Consider the following 23,985-nt stretch of genomic DNA (forward strand, 5'->3'; position numbering starts at 1 on the left):
GCGCCATGACAATGGCGTCCGACCCGAAAATGATCCCGCAATCCGGCCTTCTCTCCGCGGAGGCCAATCAGGCTGCCGCGCTCGCGACCTTCGGCGGCGTGCTCACCGTCGATCTCGATGCCATCATCGCCAATTGGCGTAAGCTCGAGAAGACGGCGGTGCCGGCCGAATGCTCGGCGGTGATCAAGGCAGACGCCTATGGCTGCGGCGCCGAGCAGGTCGCGCGTGCCCTGAATAAGGCCGGCTGCAAGACCTTCTTCGTCGCTACCATCGAGGAAGCGCGTAAGGTGCGCGCGGAGGTGCCCGAGCCTGCGATCTACGTGCTCGGGGGCTATTTCCAGAACACCGGCGAACACTACGCCCAGATCAACTGCCGCCCCGTGATCGGCGATCTCAACGAGCTCGCCGAATGGGACGTGTTCTGCCGCCGCACCGGCTGGACCGGTGGCGCCGCCATCCACATCGACACCGGCATGAACCGGCTCGGCCTGACGCTTGCGGAAGCGCAGGCTATCATCCCCCGCATCAACGCCGGCGATCACGGCATTACGCTGGTGATGAGCCATCTGGTTTCGGCCGAGCAGCTCAACAACCCGGTGAATGCCAAGCAACTCGCGGCCTTTCGCGGCATCGCCAGCGAATTCTCCGGCGTGCCGGCGGCGCTCGCCAATTCGTCCGGCGTCTTCCTCGGCGCGCCCTTCCAGTTCGACATGGTGCGGCCGGGCGCCGCGCTTTACGGCGTCAACCCGACGCCCGAGGCCGACAATCCGATGCAGCCGGTGGTCGATCTCAAGGCCCGCATCGTGCAGATCCGCAATGTCGAGCGCGGCGAGAGCGTCGGCTATGGCGGCACCTGGACGGCACGGCGGCCGACGAAACTCGCGATCATCGCGGTCGGTTATGCCGACGGCTATTTCCGCGCCGCAAGCTCCAATGACGGCACCCGCGGCGCCGAGGTCATCGTCGCCGGCAAGCGCTGTCCGGTCGCCGGCCGCGTCTCGATGGACCTGATCGCGATCGACATCACCGATCTGCCGCCGAACGCGGCGCGGCGCGGCCACATGGTCACGCTGCTCGGCGAGGGCATCACCGTCGACGAGCTCGCGCATCATTTCGGAACGATCGGCTACGAGGTGCTGACCAGCCTCGGCCGCCGCTACGCCCGCATCTACAAGGGCGGGAACGTGGTGGAGCCGCTGGCCAGGCCGGCTTCCGCGCAGGCGGTCGAGCAGCAGACGCCCGCTCCGCCATCGGTCGAACAGCCCACAAGCCCGCCGCCGCTGCCGGGCTGAGCGGCTTGCCGCCTACTTCTTTTTCCTGCTGTCCAGCGCCGTCTTGCAGGTTGCGCTGAGCTTGTCGCGCTTGGCGTTGAGGCAGGCGACGATGCCGCCGCCCGGCGCAATGCCGGCGCAGAATTTGTCATAGTCCGCCTTGCACGCGCCGCGCGGATCGGATGATTGTGCCGAGGCAACCCCGGAGAACGCAACGGCGACGGCGATGACGGCAAAGCTCAACTTGGACATTGTTTCTCCGGTAGCGGAAGGCAGGAGCCGGTAGCTCTACATGAAGATCGCGACATTCAACATCAACAACATCAATCGCCGCCTGCCCAATCTGTTGGCATGGATGCGAACGGCGAAGCCAGATGTCGTCGCACTTCAGGAGTTGAAGGCAAGTGATGGCGAATTTCCGGCGACCGCGATCGAAAAGGCCGGTTACGGCGCAGTGTGGTGTGGACAGAAGACCTGGAACGGCGTCGCCATCCTGGCCCGCAATGCCGAGCCCATTCTCACCCGCGATCGCTTGCCGGGAAAACCTGCCGATCACGAAGCCCGCTACATCGAGGCCGCGGTACGCGGTGTCATCGTCACCAGCATCTACCTGCCGAACGGCAATCCGCAGCCGGGACCGAAATTCGACTACAAGCTCGACTGGTTCGCGCGGCTCAAGCGCCATGCCAGAACCTTGCTCAAGCAGGAGCTGCCCGTGGTGCTCGCCGGCGACTACAACGTTGCACCTGATGAGCTCGACATCTATCCGACGCGCTCGTGGGACAAGGATGCCTTGATCCAACCGAAGAGCCGTGCGGCCTTTGCCTCGCTGCTGGCACAAGGCTGGTGTGACGCGATCCGCGAACTGCACCCCGAGCAGCGCATCTACACCTTCTGGGATTACAAGCGAAACCGCTGGCCGCGAGATGCGGGCCTGCGGCTCGACCATCTCCTGCTCAGCCCTGCCCTCGTCTCACGCCTGGCAAAAGCCGGCGTGGACAAGAAGGTTCGCGGCGAAGAAGGCGCGAGCGACCACGCACCGGCGTGGGTCGTGCTGCGCTAGGTCAACGCCCGTAATACTCCTGCACCGTGTCCCACGCTGCTTTCTGCAGCAGCTCCACCGTCGGGCCGTCCAGTCCCATCGTGTAGGAATTGCCGACCGGCGAGCGGCCGGTCAGCGCGGCGAACGTCACGCAGGTCGCCAGATATGTGCCTGCGGGGCTCGGGTGCCGCTTGTCCGGCGCATACAGATTGAGCTCGGGCTGCAGCTTGCGCACGCGCGCGAAGGCAAAACCTGCGGGGATCACCAGCGCATCATTGGCATTGCCTGCGATTGTGTAGGCCTCGGCCAACGCTTCCGTCATCTCAGGCTTGTCGGCGTAAGCCCAGGACATGAACAAGACCGGCCGCATGCCGTTGGCGCGGACGATCTCGCTGTCCTTCTTTACGAAGGTCGTGAACGCGTCCTTCAATTGCGGATGGATGGGGCACTGGCTGCAATCCATCATCACGACGGCGTCGTACTGCCTGCCCGGCTTGTTGAAGACGACGTTGTTCTGCTCGTCGAACGAATAGGCGCCGAGGCCACCCGGCCGCAGCAGGTTGTCCATGTCATGCCAATCGAGGCCGGAACCGCCGATCGTCGCCATGGTGTTGCGATAGGCCGTCTTGTTTTCAGGGTCCGCAGCCCGCTCCATGAAGGAGAGATGCCCGGGCATGCCGTTGTTGTAATAGAAGAAGCTGTTGCCGACGAACAGCGCGGCCTTGGGGAAATCCGGTCCTGATGTCGTGACCTTGGGCCTGGTCTGCGCCTGCGCATTGAAGCCGGCTACAACGGCCAGACACATCGCGAGCATCACTCGCGCGAAAAGACGCATCATCGGCTTCCTCCCCTTTTTCTGTCGGGCCGGAAACAGATCAGCTTTTCAAGAGTGCCTCAAGAGCACGGACGAGCAGCAGACATGCGCGAGAGCGCATGCTCACCATAAATTCTTGCCATCGATCATGGTCACCGGCACGGTCTCGAGATCGAACTCGTCGAACAGGCGCGCGTTGACGGCGACCCTCGGATTGTCGAAATCGGGCTTGCCGGTCGACCAGTCCGGCGACTCCGAATAGGTACCGCAGCCGCAGCTTGCGCAGAAATGGTGTTTGACCGTTCGGCTGCCCCAGAGATAGGTCGCGAGGTTCTCCGCGGGCGACAGCAGCCGAAACTGCGCCGGCGTGTAATAGGCCCACAACGCGCCGCGCTTGGCGCAGAGCGAACAGGTGTAACGGGTGACGCTCGCGGGCGCCTCCGTCACCTCGAACACCGTCTCACCGCAATGACATCTTCCCTCGACCCGCATGACCCACTCTTTGTTTTGTCAGGAGATGGTCGTAGCCGGACCCTGCTGCCAACATGCTGTCAGCAGCGCGTAGCCGGACTTGCCCCATGTGCTGCGAGCACCGACTTGCCGCGCCAACTCAACAAAAACATGAAAAACAACCCCATGCACAGTAGCCGATGGCTGGCAAATCAATGGGTTACGCATGCTCCGAAACACCGATTTGACGCGTCGGGCAAACACTGGCGGGATGTTTTCAGAAGTGGTCGTCGACACGGTTGAGCGTGGACTTCATCGCAGCAGCGCGTCATGCGATGCGAAGGGCCTACGGGAGACAGCTCGGGCTTCGATATGAAGGGGCAGCGCGTCGACGCCCCTCTTCGGGAAGTCGAAGGCATGAAATTGCGATGGCAAATTGCAATCCTTGGTGCTGCTCTAACCGGCGCAGCTCTGAGCTACGCTTATACTCATACCGCAATCGGGGTGACTGAGCCGTGCCGGAGAAGTTCTCCGGGCGAGGTGGTGGTCTGTCCTCCGCCCTACAAGCCATAAATTGTTGTGCCTGTCACAAGCTTCGGGCCGGATGACCTCGTAGGCGACTTGAATTGCCTCCTTGTCCTCCGTTTCAGGATGAGGACGGAGGACGAATTACTGCGCCTCGGCGATCTTCGCTCCAGATGACGGCATCTGCGCGTGAGTTGCCGAGGGCCGGTTCGGCGGTGATGCCGGGTCCGGTAACCGGAACGCGGCGTCGGCTGGCGCTCCCTGGGGTGCTCGGCGGGCAACGGTCGTCGGAAGCACGATCACTTTCGCGCCGACTTTCACGCGATCATAGAGGTCAACGACGTCCTCATTGGTCAGTCGGATACAGCCGGACGAGACCCGCTTCCCGATCGTATCGGGCTTGTTGGTGCCGTGAATTCGATATTCGGTCTCGCCCAGATACATCGCCCGAGCGCCGAGCGGGTTGCCAGGACCTCCGGCCATGAACCGCGGCAGATAAGGCTGACGCGAGACCATCTCCGCAGGCGGATGCCAATCCGGCCATTCTGCCTTACGAGCCACAGTCTGCTCACCGGACCATGTGAAACCTTCGCGGCCAACACCGATGCCATAGCGCAGTGCCTGCGCGTCGTTCAGAACGAGATAGAGGAATGTGTTCTTGGTATCGATGATCACGGTGCCCGGCGTCTGGCGGCTGGCGTAGTCAACCACCTGCCGCACGAATGCTCCGGGAACGTCAGCCGCTTTGGGCGGTTCGACCAGAGGCGCCGGGGCCGTAAGCGGAGCCGAAGCCGGCGTCGGAGCTGATGCATGAACAGGCGTTGAGACGTAAACCGGAGTTGATGACGCTTGGGCTTCGTGCGCGGACGGCTTTCGTGCCGGTTGCACGTTCGCCGGTCGGGACAGCAAGCTGTACCCCAACGCTGCGACGGCGACGGCGCCAACTGCAACTCTCGCGGCCATCGGGATTGCGAACGTCTGCGCCTTTCCGCGTTTGGCTCGCTTACCCATACTCTTCTTCCCCCAGGTCACTATGCCCAAGAGAGGTACCCAGTAAGATTTAAGAAACTTCGAAGCGATTTCGCTCAGACTGGAACCGTCGGCGATGGTTAACGCCGGGCTCTCGGCAAGATAAGGTTCTCTCGCCTCGCGGATCGCCCGCGCCGCGGGCCGCGGCTAAACTCTCCCGATTCGTGGAGACGGTTTTGGCTTTCCTCTTCGTCCTCATCGTCGGCCTCGTCGCAGGCACCATTTCCGGCATCGTCGGCACGGGCTCGTCGATCATGCTGATGCCGGTGCTGGTCTATGCCTATGGGCCAAAGGAGGCGGTGCCGATCATGGCGGTGGCCGCCGTCATGGCCAACTTCTCACGAATCCTGGCGTGGTGGCGCGAGGTCGACTGGCGCGCCTGCGCGGCTTATTCGGTCACAGGCATTCCAGCCGCCGTGCTCGGCGCGCGGACACTGCTGGCGCTGCCCTCGCACGCCGTCGATCTTGCCATCGGCGTCTTCCTGATCGCGATGGTGCCGGTTCGGCACTGGCTGGCGCGGCACGATCTCAAGGCCAATCTCTGGCATCTGGCGATCGGTGGGGCCGTCATCGGCTATCTCACCGGCATCGTCGTCTCCACCGGCCCGCTCAGCGTGCCGCTATTCCTGTTCTACGGCTTGTCCCGCGGCGCTTTCCTCGCCACCGAAGCGGCATCTTCGCTCGGGCTCTATGTTGCGAAATCCGTGACCTTCGAACGTTTCGGCGCGCTGACCGGCGATGTGTTCGTCAAAGGCCTGGTCGCAGGATCGTCGTTGATGGCCGGCGCCTTCATCGCCAAACGCTTCGTGCTGCGCTTGAAGCCGGAGATGTTCCGCTTGGTGATGGACGCAATCATGATCGCGGCCGGCCTCTCCATGCTCTGGAACGCGGCGCAGCCGTAGCCGGGCTTCGGGGAGCGCCCGGACTCACTCTCTCGACCCGTCATTCCGTGCTATCAGCAAACCTGAAATCCCCGACTCGCTGTCCCCGGACTCGCTGTCCCCATGGCCAAGAACACACTTTCCTTCGTCTGCCAGAACTGCGGCGCGGCCTATAACCGCTGGCAGGGCAAGTGCGAGTCCTGTGGCGAGTGGAATACGCTCGCGGCGGAGGACACGACCGGCAGCGTGCCGGTGTCGATCCGCTCCAAGCGCAAGGGGCGGACCTTCGCGCTCGAGAGCCTGTCCGGAAAAACCCAGGACGCCCCGCGCCTGTCCTCCGGCATGACGGAGCTTGATCGCGTGACCGGCGGCGGCTTTGTCCGCGGCTCGGTGCTGCTGGTCGGCGGCGATCCCGGCATCGGCAAGTCGACGCTGCTGACGCAGGCCACAAGCCTGCTCGCGCGCGCCGGACACCGCGTCGTCTACATCTCCGGCGAAGAGGCGGTCGCGCAGGTGCGGTTGCGCGCCGAACGGCTCGGGCTGTCGGATGCGCCGGTGCAGCTCGCCGCCGAAACGTCGGTCGAGGACATTGTCTCGACGCTGTCTGAGGGCGCGGTGCCGCGGCTGATCGTGATCGATTCGATCCAGACCATGTGGACCGACACGGTGGAATCGGCACCCGGCACGGTGACGCAGGTGCGCGCCTCGGCGCAGGCCCTGATCCGTTTTGCCAAAAGGACCGGCGCGGCCATCATCCTGGTCGGCCATGTCACCAAGGACGGACAGATCGCCGGCCCTCGCGTGGTCGAGCACATGGTCGATGCGGTGCTGTCGTTCGAGGGCGAAGGCTCGCAGCAATTCCGCATCCTGCGCGCCGTGAAGAATCGTTTCGGGCCGACCGACGAGATCGGCGTGTTCGAGATGACCGGGCTTGGCCTGCGCGAAGTCACCAATCCTTCCGAGCTGTTTTTGTCGGAGCGCGATCTCGGCACGCCCGGCACCGCAGTCTTCGCGGGTATCGAGGGTACAAGACCCGTTCTGGTCGAATTGCAGGCACTGGTGGCGCCGACCTCGCTCGGCACCCCGCGCCGGGCCGTGGTGGGCTGGGATCCGAGCCGGCTATCGATGGTGCTGGCGGTGCTGGAAGCCCATTGCGGGGTGAAGCTGTCCGGCCACGACGTCTATCTGAACGTCGCGGGCGGCCTGCGCATCCACGAGCCCGCGGCTGATCTGGCCGCCGCGGCGGCGCTGGTGTCCTCGCTGGTTAATGCGCAGTTGCCCTCCGATGCGGTCTATTTCGGCGAGATCTCGCTGTCCGGCGTGGTGCGCCCGGTAGCGCAGACCCCGGCCCGGCTGAAAGAAGCGGCAAAACTCGGCTTCCAGCGTGCCGTTCTGCCCGAATCGGCCCGGGGCGAAGCCGGCGGCGATGCCGGCTTGTCGCTGAACGCGATCAACAGCCTGACGACATTGGTCGCCGAGATCGCCGCACGCGGCTCCCGGCGGGGCGACTCGAGCGCACCGGCAGAGAAAAATGCCACACCAGCAAGATTCCGCCGTGGAGAGGGTTAGCCGGTGGTGACGTCCCCCGCCCTCGCCGCTATACAGCCGTCACAAAAGCAGCATGGGATTGCGTGGTTGCGGCCTTGCCGGGAACGTCGTCTGGCCCTCACTTAGGGCGGCGGCCAAGCACCGATTCGCTGAGCACCTTGAAGTACGAGCGGACCAGACCAGCCGATGCCAGTAACCATCCTCGACCTGATCCTGCTCGGTGTGATGCTGATTTCGGGCCTGCTCGCCATGGTTCGCGGCTTCATGCGCGAGATCCTGTCGATCGCGGCCTGGGGCACGGCGGCGATTGTCACGCTTTATTCATTCTCGAAGCTGCTGCCGACCGCAAAGACCTATTTCAACAACGATACCGTCGCGAGCGTGGTCGTGGTTGCCGGCGTGTTCGTGGGCACTTTGGTCGTGGTCTCCGTGATCACGGTCCGGATCTCCGACATGATCCTGGATTCGCGCATCGGCGCACTGGACCGCACCCTCGGCTTTCTGTTCGGGCTGGCGCGCGGACTTTTGATCGTCGTGGTCGCCTTCCTGTTCTTCACCTGGCTCGTGCCGGACAAGCAGCGCCCGGATTGGGTCACGGGGGCCAAATCCCGCGTGGTGCTGCAGGGAACCGGGGATTGGCTGATGGCCCTCTTGCCTGACGACCCCGAGAACACCATCTTGAAGAGATTCAAGAAAAACAAACCAGATGAAGAGCAAACTGATTCCGAGCAGCAGCCTTCGGGCAGTGGCGACGGATACAGCAAACCGGCTCGTGACAGCCTTAAAAAGCTGATCGAGAAACCCGCGGCGCGTTGATTAAGCCCTAACGAGAGGCTCGGACGAGATGCGAAATCCTGACCAGGACGCCCTACTTGATCTCGGCCCGGCCGCGCTGGAACTTCAAGACGATCTGGAGGGGGATACGCTGCGCGAGGAATGCGGCGTCTTCGGCATCTACGGCCACCCCGATGCCGCCGCCATCACGGCGCTCGGCCTGCATGCCCTTCAGCACCGCGGCCAGGAAGCCGCCGGCATCGTCTCCTATGACGGCGGCCGCTTTCATTCCGAACGCCGCCTCGGCCTCGTCGGCGACACCTTCTCCCGCCGCGAGGTGATCGATCGCCTGCCCGGCACAATGGCAGTCGGCCATGTCCGCTATTCCACCACCGGCGCGACGATCCTGCGCAACGTGCAGCCCCTGTTCGCCGAACTGAATGCCGGCGGCCTTGCGGTCGCCCACAACGGCAACCTCACCAACGGCCTGACGCTGCGCCGCGAGCTCGTGAAGAACGGCGCGATGATGCAGTCGACCACCGACACCGAGGTGATCCTGCACCTCGTCGCGCGCTCCAGGCGCAGCCGCTTCATCGAACGCTATATCGACGCGTTGCGCGAGATCGAGGGCGCCTATGCGCTGGTCTCCCTGACCAACAAGAAGCTGGTCGGTGCGCGCGATCCGCGCGGCATCCGTCCGCTGGTGCTCGGCGAGCTCGATGGTTGCCCGATCCTGACCTCCGAGACCTGCGCACTCGACATCATCGGCGCGCGCTTCGTCCGCGACATCGAGCCCGGCGAGGTCATCGTGTTCGACGAGAGCGGCCAGGACATCCACAAGCCGTTCCCGCCGATCGCGCCGCGCCCCTGCATCTTCGAATACATCTACTTCTCCCGTCCGGATTCCATCGTCCACGGCCGCTCGGTCTACGAGGTACGCAAGGCCTTCGGCGCGCAGCTCGCGCGCGAGAGCCACGTGCCGGTCGACGTCGTGGTGCCGGTGCCGGATTCCGGCGTGCCCGCCGCGGTCGGCTATAGCCAGCATTCCGGCATCCCGTTCGAACTCGGCATCATCCGCAACCACTATGTCGGCCGCACCTTCATCCAGCCGACGCAGGCGATCCGCGAATCCGGCGTGCGCATGAAGCATTCGGCCAACCGCGCCGCGATCGAAGGCAAGCGCATCATCCTGATCGACGATTCGCTGGTCCGCGGCACCACCTCGAAGAAGATCGTGCGCATGATGCGCGATGCCGGCGCCAAGGAAGTGCACTTCCGCCTCGCCTCGCCGCCGATCCTCTATCCCGACTATTACGGCATCGACCTGCCGGACCGTGGTGGTCTTCTTGCGGCGACGCATTCGCTGGAAGAGATGCGCGAGATCATCGGCGCCGACTCGCTCGCCTTCCTGTCGATCGACGGCATGTACCGCGCCATGGGCGAGCCCGGCCGCGACCCCGCGAATCCGAAATTCTCGGATCATTGCTTCACCGGGGCGTATCCGACCCACCTCACCGACCAGACCCAGACCGAGCAGCAGCCGCGGCAATTGTCGCTGCTTGCGGAGGCGAGCTGACGCGAGGCCGCCACGATGCAAGCCATCATCGCAATCGTCGGCGGTCTGATGTTGGTCGGATTTATCTGGTTTGCCTTTCGCCAAGGCAGCAAGGTCACCCCGGACGATCGCCCGGATCGAAGCGGGCAAACCAACTATGGCGGCGGTGGCGGAGATAGCTAGCGCGGCCTTCGATCGAGACAGTTCCGGAAAATGCCAACTCTCGCCAGCGCTGGATTGAGAGAGCCTAAATTCCGTCGTGGCCGGGCTTGTCCCGGCCATCCACGCCTGTAAAACGCCGCCATGACAAATCCTCTCGCCAATCGCATCGCTCTCGTCACCGGCGCCTCGCGCGGCATCGGCTTCGCCACGGCCAAGGCGCTGGCCAAGGCCGGCGCGCATATCGTCGCCGTGGCGCGTACGCAGGGCGGGCTGGAAGAGCTCGACGACGAGATCCGCAAGGATGGCGGCAGCGCCACGCTGGTGCCGCTCAACCTGACCGATTCCGACGGCATCGCGCGGCTCGGCGCCGGCCTGCACGAACGCTACGGCAAGCTCGACATCCTCGTCGGCAATGCCGGCGTGCTCGGCCCCTCCTCACCGATCGGCCATATCGAGCTGAAGGCCTTCACCGACGTGATGGCGGTCAACGTCTCCGCGAATTTCCAGCTGATCCGCTGCATGGAGCCGCTGCTCAAGCAGTCCGACGCCGGCCGCGCGGTGTTCATCACCTCGGGCGCCGCCAACAAGGCCACCGCCTATGTCAGCCCCTACGCGGCGTCCAAGGCGGCGCTGGAAACGCTGGCGCGCGCCTGGGCGCAGGAGACCGCGAATACGAAGCTGCGCGTCAATCTGTTCAATCCGGGCCCCGTCCGCACCCGCATGCGCGCGACTCTGATGCCGGGCGAGGATCCGGCGACACTCGATACAGCCGAGCAGGTCGCCGAATTCATCGTGCCGATGTGCGCGCCTGATTGGACCGAGACCGGCAAGTTCTACGACTACAAGACCCGCAGCCTGATGAGCTTCCGCTCCCCGGCCTGATTGACTTGATGGTCTCCCCGCGATTGACTGCCCGCGCTCAAGCGGCAGCAAGCTGCAGGCCAATAAAGGGAGGTTGCCATGGCGCCATGGCGGAATCGCGCAGGCTCGACGCATGCGCTCGCAAATGTCTCTCGCGTCCTCTCCGTCCTGATCGCGGCCGTCGCGTTTGCGCTTCCGGGCGCGGCGACCGCCGGCGATGTCCCGACCTTCGCGGTCGATGCGTCCTGGCCAAAGCCGTTGCCGAACAACTGGATCCTCGGCCAGGTCGGCGGCATCACCGTCGACTGGCAGGGCCACATCTGGGTGATCCATCGTCCCCGCTCCCTCACCGACGACGAGAAAGGCGCGAGCCTCACCCCGCCGCGTTCCAAATGCTGCGTGTCGGCGCCGCCGGTGCTCGAATTCGACAGCGACGGCAATCTGCTGCGATCGTGGGGCGGCGCGGGCGAAGGCTATGAATGGGTCGGCCGCGAGCATGGCATCGAGGTCGACGAGCGCGGCTTCGTCTGGGTCGGTGGCAATGCCGACAATGATAACGCCATCCTGAAATTCACGCTCGACGGCAAGTTCGTCGCCCAGATCGGCAAGATCGCGCCGAGCCTCGGCAGCAACGACACGACGCAGCTCGGCAAGCCCGCCGAGACCGCGATCGACAAGGCCGCCAACGAAATCTACGTCGCCGACGGCTACGGCAATCGCCGCGTCATCGTGTTCGACGCGACCACGCTCGCCTACAAGCGGCACTGGGGCGCCTACGGCAACAAGCCCGACGACACCAAGCAGGCGGCGTATGATCCGAAGGCGCCAGTGTCCCAGCAGTTCGGCAATCCCGTCCACTGCGTGAAGCTCGCCAATGACGGCCTCGTCTACGTCTGCGACCGCATCAACAACCGCATCCAGGTGTTCAAGACGGACGGCAGCTTCGTGAAGGAGTTCTTCTTCGAGAAGAACACGCTCGGTAACGGCGCGGTGTGGGATGTCGCGATCTGGCCCGACCCGAAGCAGACCTGGCTGCTCAGCGCCGACGGCGAGAACAACGAGATCAGGGTGATCAAGCGCGAGGACGGCAACGTGGTCGGCAGCTTCGGGCACAACGGCCGCAATGCCGGACAATTCCACTGGGTGCATGCCATGGCGATCGACGCCAAGGGTAACGTCTATACCGCCGAGGTCGACACCGGGAAGCGCATCCAGAAATTCAAGCTGACATCGGACGCGCTGAAATAGCGTCTCGACGCATTTTCTCCAAAAGTTAACGGAGGGATGACGCTGCGACGCAGCGTCATCCGGCTTTAGGCGCATTGCCGCCGGCCGTGGGACACGGTAGAGCCATCAGCCGGAACAAGGCTCCCATTCAAGAGAGCCGTCCGCATGTTTGACAATGGAGGAAATCTTTTATGACGACGACGTTCGCGCGCCGCTCTGCGGCCCTTCTGGCCTGTGCCGCCTTCGGTTTTGCCACATCCGCCTTCGCCCAGGACAAGTCGGTCACGATCGGCGTGCTCAACGACATGTCCAGCCTCTATGCCGACATCGGCGGCCCCGGCGCCGTGGCGGCGGTCAACATGGCGGTGGAAGATTCCGGTCTTCGTGCCAAGGGCTGGAAGATCGATGTGATCAGCGGCGACCACCAGAACAAGCCGGACGTCGGCGTCAACATCGCGCGGCAGTGGATCGACACCCAGAAGGTCGATGTGATCGCCGACACCCCGAACTCCGGCGTGGCGCTGGCCGTCAGCAACGTCGTCAAGGAAAAGAACGCGGTCCTGCTCAACAATGGCGGTGCCAGTGCCGACCTCACCGGCAAGGCCTGCAACGCCAACACCATCTCCTATACTTACGACACCTACATGCTCGCCAACGGTACCGGCAAGGCGCTGACCAAGGCCGGCGGCGACAGCTGGTTCTTCCTGACCGCCGACTACGCTTTCGGTGCCGCGCTCGAGCGTGACACCAGCGCGGTCGTCACCGCGAACGGCGGCAAGGTGCTCGGCGGCGTCAAGCATCCGCTCAACACGTCGGATTTCTCCTCCTTCCTGCTGCAGGCGCAGAACTCGAAGGCGAAGATCATCGGTCTCGCCAATGCCGGCGGTGACACCACCAACTCGATCAAGCAGGCGGCCGAGTTCGGCATCGTCGAAGGCGGCCAGAAGCTCGCCGCGCTGTTGCTGTTCATCAACGACGTCCACTCGCTCGGTCTGAAGACCGCGCACGGCCTGACCTTCACCGAATCCTTCTATTGGGATCTCAACGAAGGCACGCGCGCCTTCTCGAAGCGCTTTCAGGACAAGGTCGCCAACAAGGCGATGCCCTCGATGACGCAGGCCGGCAATTATGCCGCCGTGCTGCATTACCTCAAGGCCATGGACGCGCTCGGCGGCAATCCGCATGACGGCGCCAAGGTCGTCGCCAAGATGAAGGAGCTTCCGACCGACGATCCGCTGTTCGGCAAGGGCCCGCTGCGCGAGGACGGACGCCGCATCATTCCCGCCTTCCTGTTCGAGGTGAAGAAGCCGGAAGAATCCAAGGGACCGTGGGACTATTACAAGCTGATCGCCACCATCCCGGCGGAAGATGCGGCCAAGCCGCTCAAGGACAGCGAGTGCCCGCTGGTGAAGAAGTAAAGGCATTGGTGTCGCAGGGTGGGCAAAGGCGCGAAAGCGCCGTGCCCACCATCTCTCCACAACTGAAGAAGGCGGTGGGCACGCTTCGCTTTGCCCACCCTACGTAACCGTCTTCGTCGCTCCCAGCGCCCGCACCGCGATCGCCACGCACATCACCATCAACACCGCCGCGAGCAGGAACGGCGCGCCGGGCAGCTGCCACGGCGCGCTGACGCCGATGAAATATGAAAACGTCAGCGTGAACAGGAACGGGCCGACGAGCTGCGACACGCTCTGCACGCTCGCGGTCGCGCCCTGCAACTGGCCCTGCTGATCGGGCGCGACCAGCCGCGTCATCAGCGATTGCATGGCGGCGCCCGAAATGCCCCACAGCGACATCACGGGAATGCCGATCCAGAACAGCGGCCCGGTCGGCGCCGCGCCGAAGATCACGAAGCCGACCGCGCCGCAGCACAGGCCTATCAACAACGCGTTGCGTTCGCCGAGCACGCGCACGATCGGGCCGATCGCGAGCCCCTGCACCACCATGGCGCAGATGCCGACCATCGCCAGCGTCAACCCCACGATTTTCGAATCCCAACCGTAGCGATAGGTGGCATAGAGCACGAAGGTCGAGGGCAGCACGACATGCGCGACCTGCGCGATGAAGTTGACGACGGACAACGCAGCGAGCACGGCGTTGGAACGCAGCAGGCGGAGCGCTCCGAGCGGATTGGCGCTCCTCCAGCGGAACGGCGCGCGCTTATCCGGCGCCAGCGATTCCGGCAGGATGAAGAGCCCATAGAGTGCATTGGCAAAGCTCAGGGCCGCCGAGGCCCAGAACGGCAGGCGCGGATCGATATCGCCGAGCAGACCGCCCAGCGCCGGGCCCAGCACGAAGCCGGCGCCGAACGCAGCCCCAATCCTGCCGAACACCGCGGCGCGCCGCTCCGGCGGCGTGATGTCGGCGATATAGGCAAAGGCGGTCGAGATGCTGGCCGAGGTGATGCCCGAGATGACGCGGCCGACGAACAGCCAGACCAGCGACGGCGCCAGCGCCATCAGCACATAATCCGCCGCGAGCCCGAAATTCGACAGCAGCACCACCGGCCGCCGCCCGAAGCGATCCGACAGCGCGCCGAGCACCGGCGAGAACACGAACTGCATCAGCGCCCAGGCGGTGCCGAACAGACCGAAGATGCGGGCCGCATGCGCCGTGTCGTTGTCGACGAAGCTCTCGATCAGTTTTGGCAGGATCGGCATGATCACGCCGAGCGCGAGCATGTCGAGCAGGATGGTGACGAAGATGAAGGCGACCGCGCCGCGCCGGACCGGCGCTGCGCCCTGCGCCATCGCCTCGCAGGCGTCGTTGCTCACGATGGTCGCTTGCGCTTGTGGGCGAACGGATTGGCCTTCTCGCGCAAGGTGATGCGCACCGGTGTGCCCGGCAGCTCGAAGGCCTCACGCAGCGAATTGGTGAGGTAGCGCAGATAAGACTGCGGCACCGCGTCCGCACGCGAGCAGAACAGCACGAAGCTCGGCGGGCGGGCCTTGGTCTGCGTGATGTAATTCAGCTTGAGCCGTCGGCCGGACACGGCCGGCGGCGGATTGGCCTGGACCGCCTCCTCGAACCAGCGGTTCAGCGCCGCGGTCGACACACGCCGGTTCCAAAGCGCATAGGCATCCTGGATCGCCTGCATCAATCGATCGATGCCCTCGCCCATCAAGCCGGAGACGGCGACGATCGGCACGCCCTTGATCTGCGGCAGCAAATGATCGGCGTCGCGGCGCAGGTTCGAGATCGCACCGCCACCCTTGCTCTCCATCAGGTCCCATTTGTTGACGGCGAGCACGACGGCGCGACCCTCGCGCTCGATCAAGTCGGCGATGCGAAGATCCTGCTCCTCGAAGCGGTTCTGCGCATCCATCATCATCACGACGACTTCGGCAAAGCGCACCGCGCGCAGTGCGTCGGCGACCGAGAGCTTCTCGAGCTTCTCCTCGATCCGCGAGCGCCGGCGCAGACCCGCGGTGTCGAACACGCGAAACTCGCGGCCTTTCCAGTTGATCTCGACCGCGATGGAATCGCGCGTGGTGCCGGCCTCCGGGCTCGTCAGCAGGCGCTCCTCGCCGAGCAGATGATTGATCATCGTCGACTTGCCGGCGTTGGGCCGGCCGACGATCGCGACCCGGATCGGGCGCGTGGCGGCCTCTTCCTCGGTCAGCGGCTCGTCGTCTTCAAACTCTTCGTCCTCCACCGGCTCCGGCATCAGCGGGCGCAGAGCGTCGTAGAGCTCCCCCATGCCCTCGCCGTGTTCGGCCGAGATCTGGATGGGATCGCCGAGGCCCAGCGCGAAGGCCTCCATCGCGCCGACATCGCCATGCTTGCCTTCGCTCTTGTTGGCGACCAGCAGCACCGGCTTGTTGGCCTTGCGGGCGAAATCGGCGAAGGCGCGATCGTTGGGCGTGAGGCCCATGCGGGCATCGATCACGAAGAACAGCGCGTCCGCCTGTGCGATCGCGGCCTCCGTCTGCTCCTGCATGCGGGCGGTCAGCGAGCCCTTGGCACCCTCATCGAGGCCGGCGGTGTCGATGATCGTGAAGTCGAGATCGCCGAGCCTGGCCTCGCCCTCGCGGCGGTCGCGGGTGACGCCCGGCAGGTCATCGACAAGCGCGAGCTTCTGTCCGACCAGGCGGTTGAACAGCGTCGACTTGCCGACATTGGGTCGGCCGATAATGGCAATCTTAAAGGACATGGGTCATTCGTGCGCTGCCGGAGCCGCGCCTGTCAATGAAATGAAAAATTAGCGCGAGAAGCTGCCGCTCGGCATCGGTGCCGGGAAGGCGCCCTGCGTTTGCTGCTGGGTGGTCTGGGTCGGTTGCGCCTGCTGGACGGGCTGATCGGGCGGCGGCGCGGTGGTGCGCTTGCGCACGATTTTCTGCCTGGGCGGCGGAGTGGCCGCGGGCGGAGCGGCCTCCGGCTGGGCCTCGCCATCGACTTCGCCGGCGGGCGCCCCAGCCGGCGCGACGGCCGCACTGGCCGGCGGCCTGGTCTTTTTCGCCTTGGCACCCTTCGCCGGCTTCGGCTCGGGCTGGGGCTCCACAGGCAAGGCCGCGACGGCGGGTCCGTTCGGATCGGGCTGTTGCTGCGCGCCCTTGTACATGTCCTTCGGAACGCCCTGCTCGAGGCCCGGCACGCCTTCCGGGAACACCGGCTTGCGGTCGCCCGGCAGCTTCTTCTTGGTGTCGAGGAAGTCGAGCATGTCGCTCGGATCGAAGCTGGAGCAACCGCCCAGCACGCCCGTGAAGGCGATCAAGACGGCGGCTGCGATTAAGCGTGGCGTGCGGCGCATGTCGGTATCTCGTCTCAGCTCTCGGCTCAGCTCTTCGCTACGGGCGGCAGCAGGGCCTGCAGCGCCTCGGCGCGTGAGCGCACGCCGGGCGGCGTTTCGCCGTCCTCGGCAATCGCGTCGAGCCATTTGCGGGCGGCAGTCACATCGTTGTTGCGCCAGGCCGACAGCGCCAGCATTTCGCGGGCGGCGTGACGGAAGGTCGATTTGGGCGCGGTGGAGGCTTCCAGCCGCTGCTGCATGTCGGCATAGCCGGCGCTGTCGAGCAGGAGACCGGCGGCGCGGATCTTCGCCAGATCCTGCCACTCGCCGCCTACGCTGCGGTCGGCGGCAATGTCGTCATACAGCTTGGCGCCTGCCTTGGGATCGCGGGACGCCGCCTCGGCCGCAGCACGCAGACGCGCCAGGGTGCGATAGCCCGATGGAGCCTTGGCTGCGAGCTCGGTAAAGGCCGCCTCGGCCTCCGCATGCTTGTCCTGCTCGGACAGCTCAGCGGCCTTCTCGAAGGCAGCACCGGCCTCGGCAGCCTTCTTGGCTTCAAGATATTGGTAACCGCGCCAGCCACCCACGGCGGCGACGATCAGCACCATCAGGGCGATGAACAAAATCGAATACTTATCCCACAGCTTTTTGAGCTGTTCGCGACGTACTTCCTCGTCGACTTCGTCAAATAATTCAGACACTTATGCTAATCCCATGCCCGTCCGGGTGCGCGCGCCGAAGCGTTCGCGTCAGGAATCCCGTCCCCACGTGGCGGCGGGGTACCCTAACGATATGGCGGTGGCAAGGCAAAGCGAGCCCGATCAAGGCGTTAACCACCCGGGACAGCCCGGAGAGACGCCTCCCCGGGTCAGGTTCCCAACGGCTCCCGCAGCTGCCGCTTCAGCACCTTGCCATTGGCATTGCGCGGCAAGAGCTCCGCGGTGATCACCATGGTTTCCGGGACCTTGTAGTCCGACAGCCGCTCCGCGCACCAGGCGCGCAAGGCCTCGCTGTCCACCGGTGCACGCGTCACCACCACGGCGTGGACGCGTTCCCCCAGCACCGGGCACGTCTTGGCGACGATCGCGCTCTCAACCACGGCCGGGTGGCCGGCCAGAACGGATTCGACCTCGGCCGAATAGATCTTGAGGCCACCCCGATTGATCATGTCCTTCTGCCGGTCGAACACCCGGACAAATCCCTCCGCGTCGACCGAGCCGAGATCGCCGGAATGCCAGAACCCGCTGGTGAAGCTTTCGGCCGTGGCTTTGGGATTGTTCCAGTAGCCCTTGATGACGGACGCACTCTGGATCCAGAGCTCGCCGATTTCCCCAGGCGGCAGCTCACGCCCGTCCGCGTCCATCGCCAGGATGCGCGCACCCGGACACGGCAGGCCGACGCTGTCGATATGGCTTTCCGTCAACTCGCCCGGCATGATCGTGGACGGCGACGTGGTCTCGGTCGCACCGTAGCAATTCGCCAGCCCGAGGCCGGGAATGATCGCCTTGAGCTTCTCGATGGTGGCAACCGGCATCGGTGCGCCGCCAAAGCCGCCGATGCGCCAGCTCGACAGATCGTAGCTCTCGATATCGGGCTGGAGCAGGCACAGATTGTACATCGCCGGCACCATCACCGTGTAGGTGACGCGCTCGCGCGCGGCGAGCTTGAGATATTCGCCGGCTTTGAACTCCGGCATGATGATCAACGCGCCACCGCAGCAGATCATCGTCGTGATGTTGGCGACCACGCCGGTGACATGGCCGAGCGGCACTGCCGCGATCGAACGGTCGGCCGCCGTCAATTGCAGGCAGGACATGAAGATCATCGAGGAATGGACGATGTTGCAATGGGCCAGCATCGCGCCCTTCGGCTTGCCTGTCGTGCCCGAGGTGTAGAGGATCATCGCGGTGTCCTCCTCGCTCGTCTCGACCGGCGCCGCGGCCGGGGCGTTGTCGATGAGCACCGCGAAATCCGACAGAGCCGGATCGTGGTCGATGGCGATGCGGTCGATCACATCGGGCACGTCCAGTGCGTCCGGCAGCCGCTCCGCAAGTGCCGCCTCGTGGATCAGGATCTTGGCGCCGCAGTCGGCGAGCACATAGGCGATTTCCGGCTTCTGCTGCCGCGTGCTGAGCAGCACCGTGACAAGCCCCTCATGCGCGGCAGCAAACAGCAGCAGCGGGAATTCGACGCGGTTGCCGAGCAGGATCGCGACACGATCGCCGCGCTGCAATCCGAGCTTGCGAAATCCCGCCGCGATCCGCGCAGCCTGCTCAACGGCCTGCCGCCAGCTCAGCCGGACATCGCCTGAGATCAGCGCTTCGCCGTCGGGATTGCGGGCGCAGGCGTCCGCAATCATCGCCCACAGGCTCGATGGCCGATCGCAAAATGCCGGTACCACCCGATCGCCGAAGCGCGCCTCGAACCGCATTGGCGGGATCTGAGAATGCGACCAGTCCATCGGATTGCCCTTGGCTTGTTACTTTCGTTACCTTCCGCGCACGGGCATGCGGTCCTGTCTTGTGCTGATCGGCTAGCCGCCCATCACGGGAACGCCGATGACGACGGGATGGAACGCAAAAGCCAGCGCCAGATAAGCGACGATTCCAACCACGACCGCGATCAGATCGTTGGTGACGCCGCCGACCGGAATCGGCGGACCGCCGCTATCGGTGCGACGCTTCAGCGTGATGCGGTCATACACCGCCCAGCCCAGAAAGGACCCGAACAGGATGATGGAGCCGAGATCGCCATTGGCCAGAAGATGCGCCGCCGCCCACAGCTTGATGCCGGCCAGCATCGGATGCTTCAGCCTCGCATAGATGCGGCCGCGCAGATAGGACGCAACCACCAGGATGACCGCGGGCAGCATCAGCGCGAGCGTGATGTGCTTCAGCGCCTTCGGTGGATACCAGACGTCGATCCAGCCCGTCGCGCGGTAGTGGGCGAAGCCCCAGATGATCAGTGCGAGCCCCGCGAGCGAGGCAAGCGAATAGAGGATCTTGTAGGTCCCCTCGCCCACTCTCGCGATGGCCTGCGCGCGCGCCTCGCGTTTCGTCGTGAGCACATGCGCCGCAAAAAACAGCGCAAGCCCCAGGATCATAACCAGCAGACCCACGAGATTCTCCCCTCAACCAGCGCCCCAGCCCATGGCGTATCATCGATTGGCCGCGGGTCGCAACTGATGCGCTACTTGCTGATCTCGCGATTGTCGACATACCGGATCGCGATCGGCCGCCCGGCGATGGCACCGCCAAGACCGCCGGTGAATTTCAGCGGCAGGCAGGCGTTCAACGATGAATTGATTGCATTAAGATAGGTGGTTCTCGTCTCGGCGGGGACGCCTGCGGTCGCAAAGGTCAGGCGCGGCGGGCCGATCAGGCCGCCCGATTTGTTGAAGCTGAAACGCACGGCGATCTGCATGCCCGCGCGCGCATTGTCCGATGGCGGTGACCAGCAGGTGCGCAGCTCGGCGAAGAGATCGCCGATCGTATCGAGATCGTGATCCGGCTTTTGGTATTTGGCGCGATCGGCGTCCGCTGGCACGCTTTGGATCGTGAGCTGGAGGTTCTGCCCGTAGGAATAGTCGATCTCGGGAATGCATGGACCAGGCTCGAGCGGGCTGCAATAGGACGGCGTGCAGGGCCTGCCGTCGAGAACGCTGCACGGTTCGTGCGAAAACGGAATTGGGTTGATTTGCCGCGGCCGAGCGTCGGCGGCGATCGTCGAGATCGCCAGCAGGAGGAAAACAAGGATGCCGCGCCACATGAAGCGAACTCGCAAGGCCACATGGGTGAACGTGGCATTGCCGTCGGCAACGTCAAGCCTGCGGCTGTTCACATGCGCGCGTCCAAGGACGGTGCCGTCGTCCGGCTTGACCGGGCGACCCAGTACTCCGAGACGTTTGTGATTGAATCGAGAGGCTGCGGCGTACTGGATGCCCCGCTTTCGCGGGGCATGACAGCGGAGGGGGAGTGGCTACAGAGCGCACGAAACGCCCTAGCCCTTCTTCTTGACGTCCTTGACGTTGGTGAACTCGATGCCCTCGGCACGTTCCCTGGTGTAGCCGAGATAGAACTCGTTTCGCGCCAGATAGACGGGATCGCCGTCGACATCGTCGGCGATGCTGGAGGTGTTGGCAGAGATGAAGGTGTCGAGCTTCTTGCGGTCGTCCGAAGAGACCCAGCGCGCAAGCTGGAACTCGCTGACCTCGAATTCGACAGGCAGGGAATATTCCGCATCCAGCCGCGCCTTGAGCACGTCGAGCTGCAGCGCGCCGACGACGCCGACCAATGCGGGCGCGCCGTCGCGCGGGCGGAACACCTGCACAACGCCCTCTTCCGACATCTGCTGAAGCGCTTCCTTCAGCTTCTTCGCCTTCATCGCGTCGGTGAGACGCACGCGGCGGACGATTTCCGGCGCAAAGCTCGGTACGCCGACGAAGTTGAAATCCTCGCCGTCGGTCAGCGTATCGCCGATGCGCAGCGTGCCGTGATTGGGAATGCCGACGACGTCGCCGGCATAGGCCTCGTCCGCGACCGAACGGTCCTGCGCGAAGAAGAATTGCGGGCTGGACAGCGGCATGCTCTTGCCGGTGCGCACGAGCTTCGCCTTCATGCCGCGGCTGAGCTTGCCGGAGCACAGGCGGGCAAAGGCGATGCGGTCGCGGTGATTGGGATCCATGTTGGCCTGGATCTTGAACACGAAGGCGCTCATGCGCGGGTCCGTGGCTTCGACCTTGCGCTGGTCGCTCTCCTGCGCGCGCGGCTCGGGCGCGAACTTGCCGAGCCCTTGCAGCAGGTCGCCGACACCGAAATTGCGCAGCGCGCTGCCGAAATAAACCGGCGTCAGATGGCCCTCGCGAAAGGCTTCGAGCTCGAACGGTTTTGAAGCCGCGGTGACGAGCTCGAGCTCGTCCTTGACCGCCGATACGTCGAGATTGGCGTTGAGCTTGGCGAGCTCGGCGATCTCGATCTGCTGCGCCGCGCCGGTCTTGGCGCCGCCGCCTTCGAGCAGGCGCACGCCGCCATTGACGACGTCGTAGGTACCGAGGAACTCGCGGCCGCGGCCGACCGGCCAGGTCATTGGCGTGGTATCGAGCGCCAGCGTCTTTTCGATCTCGTCGAGCAGCTCGAAGACGTCGCGGCTCTCGCGGTCCATCTTGTTGATGAAGGTGATGATCGGGATGTCGCGAAGACGACAGACCTCGAACAGCTTCCGGGTGCGCGCCTCGATGCCCTTGGCGGCGTCGATCACCATGACGGCGGAATCGACCGCCGTGAGCGTGCGATAGGTGTCTTCCGAAAAGTCTTCGTGGCCCGGCGTGTCCAGCAGGTTGAACACGAGGCCCTCGAACTCGAAGGTCATGACCGAGGTCACGACCGAGATGCCGCGCTCGCGCTCGATCTTCATCCAGTCCGAACGCGTGTTGCGCCGCTCGCCCTTGGCCTTGACCTGGCCGGCCAGATTGATGGCGCCACCGAACAGCAGCAGCTTTTCGGTCAGCGTGGTCTTCCCGGCGTCCGGATGCGAGATGATCGCAAACGTACGCCGCCGCGACACTTCAGCGGCAAGCGAGGAACGGGCCGTCGATTCGGCTGTGGTGGCGATGTCGGACATTGCGGCAGCGTTTGGCAGGGAAAATGAGCCTGATCAAGCCTCATCTGGTGATTGCGGAGCTTTCCGGCCAGCCCCATATCCGGCTCGGATCAGGTTGGGACGGACGGCCTTCCCTTTCTATCAGCACACCAGTCGCGGGGACGACCCTGCCTTGAATGGAGGGTCGTCATGGCCTGGAGCATCCTGTTCGTCGCCGGTCTGCTGGAGGTCTCCTGGGCGATCGGCCTCAAATATACCGAGGGGTTCACCAAGCTCGTTCCGTCGGTCCTCACGCTTGGCGCCATGGCCGGCAGCATCATCCTGCTCGGGCTCGCCCTCAAATCGCTGCCGATTGGAACCGCTTATGCAGTCTGGACCGGCATCGGCGCGGTCGGTACCGCGACGCTCGGCATCATCCTGTTCGGCGAGCCGGCCACCGCATTCCGCCTCGCCAGCATCGGGCTGATCGTCGCCGGGATTGTCGGACTGAAGCTGGTTACCTGAGGAAGATCTTGACCGCCCACCAGCTCAGCGCGGCGACGATGGCCGAGGCCGGCATCGTGATCACCCAGGCATAGACGATCGAGCTGGCGACGTTCCAGCGCACCGCCGAGAGGCGGCGGGCGGCGCCGACGCCGACGATGGCGCCGGTAATCGTGTGGGTTGTCGAGACGGGAACACCGAGGAAGGTCGCCATGAACAGGGTCGCGGCACCGCCGGTCTCGGCGCAAAAGCCCTGCATCGGGGTCAGCTTGGTGATGCGCAGGCCCATGGTCCGAACGATGCGCCAGCCGCCCATCAGCGTCCCCATCGCCATCGCGGCCTGGCACGCGAGCACCACCCAGAAGGGGACGAAGAATTCGCCGCCGAGCTGGCCCTGCGAATAGAGCAGCACGGCGATGATGCCCATGGTCTTCTGCGCGTCGTTACCGCCATGGCCGAGCGAATAGAGCGAGGCGGAGGCGAATTGCAGGATGCGGAAGGCGCGATCCACGGCAAAGGGCGTGGAGCGCACCGAGGCCCAGGAGACGATCGCGACCAGCACCATCGCGAGCAGGAAGCCGACGAGCGGAGACAGCACGATGGCGATGACCGTCTTGGACAATCCGCTCCAGACCGCCGCCGAGAGGCCGGCTTTGGCCACACCGGCACCAAACAAGCCGCCGATCAATGCATGAGACGAGGACGATGGGATGCCGAGTGCCCAGGTCACAAGGTTCCAGACGATGGCGCCGACGAGCGCGGCGAAGATCACCTGAGCATCCACGATCGCGGGATCGATGATGCCGGTGCCGATAGTCTGGGCAACGTGCAGCCCGAACACCATGAAGGCGACGAAGTTGAAGAACGCGGCCCAGAACACCGCGTATTGCGGCCGCAATACGCGGGTCGAGACGATGGTCGCGATCGAATTGGCGGCGTCGTGCAGGCCGTTCAGGAAGTCGAACAGCAGCGCGACGGCGATCAATCCGACCAGGACGGGAAGACCCAACGCAACATCCACGGCGTGGCCCCTGCC

At 64.7% G+C, this 23,985-nt stretch carries 24 protein-coding genes; 11 read left to right on the plus strand and 13 right to left on the minus strand.

The window, feature by feature from the left end; genetic code table 11:
* Positions 1-11 precede the first annotated feature (11 nt).
* Complete coding sequence (alr, locus tag BcanWU425_RS23450) at positions 12-1,292, plus strand: alanine racemase (RefSeq protein ID WP_204513927.1); 1,281 nt, start codon at positions 12-14, stop codon at positions 1,290-1,292.
* 12 nt (positions 1,293-1,304) lie between these two features.
* On the opposite strand, the gene BcanWU425_RS23455 is transcribed toward alr, so the two are convergent.
* Positions 1,305-1,523 (minus strand): hypothetical protein, encoded by a 219-nt coding sequence (locus tag BcanWU425_RS23455; RefSeq protein ID WP_018459128.1) that lies wholly within the window; start codon positions 1,521-1,523, stop codon positions 1,305-1,307.
* A gap of 40 nt (positions 1,524-1,563) precedes the next feature.
* Between BcanWU425_RS23455 and BcanWU425_RS23460 the strand changes: the two genes are divergently transcribed.
* A complete protein-coding gene (locus BcanWU425_RS23460; RefSeq protein WP_204510983.1) occupies positions 1,564-2,334 on the plus strand; it encodes an exodeoxyribonuclease III in 771 nt (256 codons plus the stop codon).
* Between the two features lies 1 nt (position 2,335).
* Here the strand turns inward: BcanWU425_RS23460 and BcanWU425_RS23465 are convergent, their stop codons facing one another.
* From BcanWU425_RS23465 to BcanWU425_RS23475, 3 genes are all read right to left on the minus strand, one after another.
* A complete protein-coding gene (locus BcanWU425_RS23465) occupies positions 2,336-3,151 on the minus strand; it encodes a DUF4886 domain-containing protein (RefSeq protein WP_018459130.1) in 816 nt (271 codons plus the stop codon).
* Positions 3,152-3,250: 99 nt separating this feature from the next.
* Complete coding sequence (locus BcanWU425_RS23470) at positions 3,251-3,619, minus strand: GFA family protein (protein ID WP_204510982.1); 369 nt, start codon at positions 3,617-3,619, stop codon at positions 3,251-3,253.
* 627 nt (positions 3,620-4,246) lie between these two features.
* Positions 4,247-5,113 carry a L,D-transpeptidase gene (locus BcanWU425_RS23475; RefSeq protein WP_204513926.1) on the minus strand — a complete coding sequence of 289 codons (867 nt, stop codon included), beginning with the start codon at positions 5,111-5,113 and terminating at the stop codon, positions 4,247-4,249.
* 194 nt (positions 5,114-5,307) lie between these two features.
* Between BcanWU425_RS23475 and BcanWU425_RS23480 the strand changes: the two genes are divergently transcribed.
* The 8 genes from BcanWU425_RS23480 (at position 5,308) to BcanWU425_RS23515 (ending at position 13,557) form a co-directional block, all read left to right on the plus strand.
* Positions 5,308-6,033 carry a sulfite exporter TauE/SafE family protein gene (locus BcanWU425_RS23480; protein WP_094183584.1) on the plus strand — a complete coding sequence of 242 codons (726 nt, stop codon included), beginning with the start codon at positions 5,308-5,310 and terminating at the stop codon, positions 6,031-6,033.
* A gap of 102 nt (positions 6,034-6,135) precedes the next feature.
* Positions 6,136-7,581, plus strand: a complete 1,446-nt coding sequence (radA, locus tag BcanWU425_RS23485) for a DNA repair protein RadA (protein WP_204510981.1) — start codon at positions 6,136-6,138, stop codon at positions 7,579-7,581.
* Between the two features lie 165 nt (positions 7,582-7,746).
* A complete protein-coding gene (locus tag BcanWU425_RS23490; protein WP_007592055.1) occupies positions 7,747-8,376 on the plus strand; it encodes a CvpA family protein in 630 nt (209 codons plus the stop codon).
* Positions 8,377-8,404: 28 nt separating this feature from the next.
* Positions 8,405-9,910, plus strand: a complete 1,506-nt coding sequence (gene purF / locus BcanWU425_RS23495; RefSeq protein ID WP_085352900.1) for an amidophosphoribosyltransferase — start codon at positions 8,405-8,407, stop codon at positions 9,908-9,910.
* Positions 9,911-9,925: 15 nt separating this feature from the next.
* Positions 9,926-10,072, plus strand: a complete 147-nt coding sequence (locus BcanWU425_RS23500; protein ID WP_201263843.1) for a hypothetical protein — start codon at positions 9,926-9,928, stop codon at positions 10,070-10,072.
* A gap of 120 nt (positions 10,073-10,192) precedes the next feature.
* Complete coding sequence (locus BcanWU425_RS23505) at positions 10,193-10,933, plus strand: SDR family NAD(P)-dependent oxidoreductase (RefSeq protein WP_085395969.1); 741 nt, start codon at positions 10,193-10,195, stop codon at positions 10,931-10,933.
* A gap of 78 nt (positions 10,934-11,011) precedes the next feature.
* Positions 11,012-12,160, plus strand: coding sequence for a hypothetical protein (locus BcanWU425_RS23510; protein WP_085395968.1), 1,149 nt, complete (start codon positions 11,012-11,014; stop codon positions 12,158-12,160).
* Positions 12,161-12,330: 170 nt separating this feature from the next.
* Positions 12,331-13,557 (plus strand): ABC transporter substrate-binding protein, encoded by a 1,227-nt coding sequence (locus tag BcanWU425_RS23515; protein ID WP_085395967.1) that lies wholly within the window; start codon positions 12,331-12,333, stop codon positions 13,555-13,557.
* 99 nt (positions 13,558-13,656) lie between these two features.
* Here BcanWU425_RS23515 and BcanWU425_RS23520 read toward each other — a convergent pair whose 3' ends face one another.
* From BcanWU425_RS23520 to BcanWU425_RS23555, 8 genes are all read right to left on the minus strand, one after another.
* Complete coding sequence (locus BcanWU425_RS23520) at positions 13,657-14,913, minus strand: TCR/Tet family MFS transporter (RefSeq protein ID WP_204510980.1); 1,257 nt, start codon at positions 14,911-14,913, stop codon at positions 13,657-13,659.
* Entirely contained in the window at positions 14,910-16,292 is a 1,383-nt protein-coding gene (der, locus tag BcanWU425_RS23525; RefSeq protein ID WP_204510979.1) for a ribosome biogenesis GTPase Der, read from the minus strand. The genes BcanWU425_RS23520 and der overlap by 4 nt, the downstream gene beginning before the upstream one ends.
* 48 nt (positions 16,293-16,340) lie before the next feature.
* A complete protein-coding gene (locus tag BcanWU425_RS23530; protein WP_204510978.1) occupies positions 16,341-16,889 on the minus strand; it encodes a hypothetical protein in 549 nt (182 codons plus the stop codon).
* Between the two features lie 26 nt (positions 16,890-16,915).
* Positions 16,916-17,569, minus strand: a complete 654-nt coding sequence (locus BcanWU425_RS23535; RefSeq protein ID WP_204510977.1) for a tetratricopeptide repeat protein — start codon at positions 17,567-17,569, stop codon at positions 16,916-16,918.
* A gap of 167 nt (positions 17,570-17,736) precedes the next feature.
* Positions 17,737-19,329: a class I adenylate-forming enzyme family protein gene (locus tag BcanWU425_RS23540; protein WP_204510976.1), complete on the minus strand. Its 1,593-nt coding sequence runs from the start codon at positions 19,327-19,329 to the stop codon at positions 17,737-17,739.
* Positions 19,330-19,401: 72 nt separating this feature from the next.
* Positions 19,402-19,986 carry an NnrU family protein gene (locus BcanWU425_RS23545; RefSeq protein WP_204510975.1) on the minus strand — a complete coding sequence of 195 codons (585 nt, stop codon included), beginning with the start codon at positions 19,984-19,986 and terminating at the stop codon, positions 19,402-19,404.
* 71 nt (positions 19,987-20,057) lie between these two features.
* Complete coding sequence (locus tag BcanWU425_RS23550) at positions 20,058-20,636, minus strand: hypothetical protein (RefSeq protein ID WP_204513925.1); 579 nt, start codon at positions 20,634-20,636, stop codon at positions 20,058-20,060.
* A gap of 231 nt (positions 20,637-20,867) precedes the next feature.
* Complete coding sequence (locus BcanWU425_RS23555) at positions 20,868-22,487, minus strand: peptide chain release factor 3 (RefSeq protein WP_204510974.1); 1,620 nt, start codon at positions 22,485-22,487, stop codon at positions 20,868-20,870.
* Between the two features lie 168 nt (positions 22,488-22,655).
* On the opposite strand from BcanWU425_RS23555, the gene sugE reads away from it, so the two are divergent.
* Positions 22,656-22,970, plus strand: a complete 315-nt coding sequence (gene sugE / locus BcanWU425_RS23560; protein ID WP_204510973.1) for a quaternary ammonium compound efflux SMR transporter SugE — start codon at positions 22,656-22,658, stop codon at positions 22,968-22,970.
* Here sugE and BcanWU425_RS23565 read toward each other — a convergent pair.
* Positions 22,963-23,970: an inorganic phosphate transporter gene (locus BcanWU425_RS23565; protein ID WP_204510972.1), complete on the minus strand. Its 1,008-nt coding sequence runs from the start codon at positions 23,968-23,970 to the stop codon at positions 22,963-22,965. The two genes, sugE and BcanWU425_RS23565, sit on opposite strands and share 8 nt — an antisense overlap.
* Between the last annotated feature and the right edge of the window lie 15 nt (positions 23,971-23,985).

The sequence above is a fragment of the Bradyrhizobium sp. WU425 genome, assembly GCF_021052305.1.
In the GTDB taxonomy this organism is placed as follows: Bacteria; Pseudomonadota; Alphaproteobacteria; order Rhizobiales; family Xanthobacteraceae; genus Bradyrhizobium; species Bradyrhizobium canariense_D.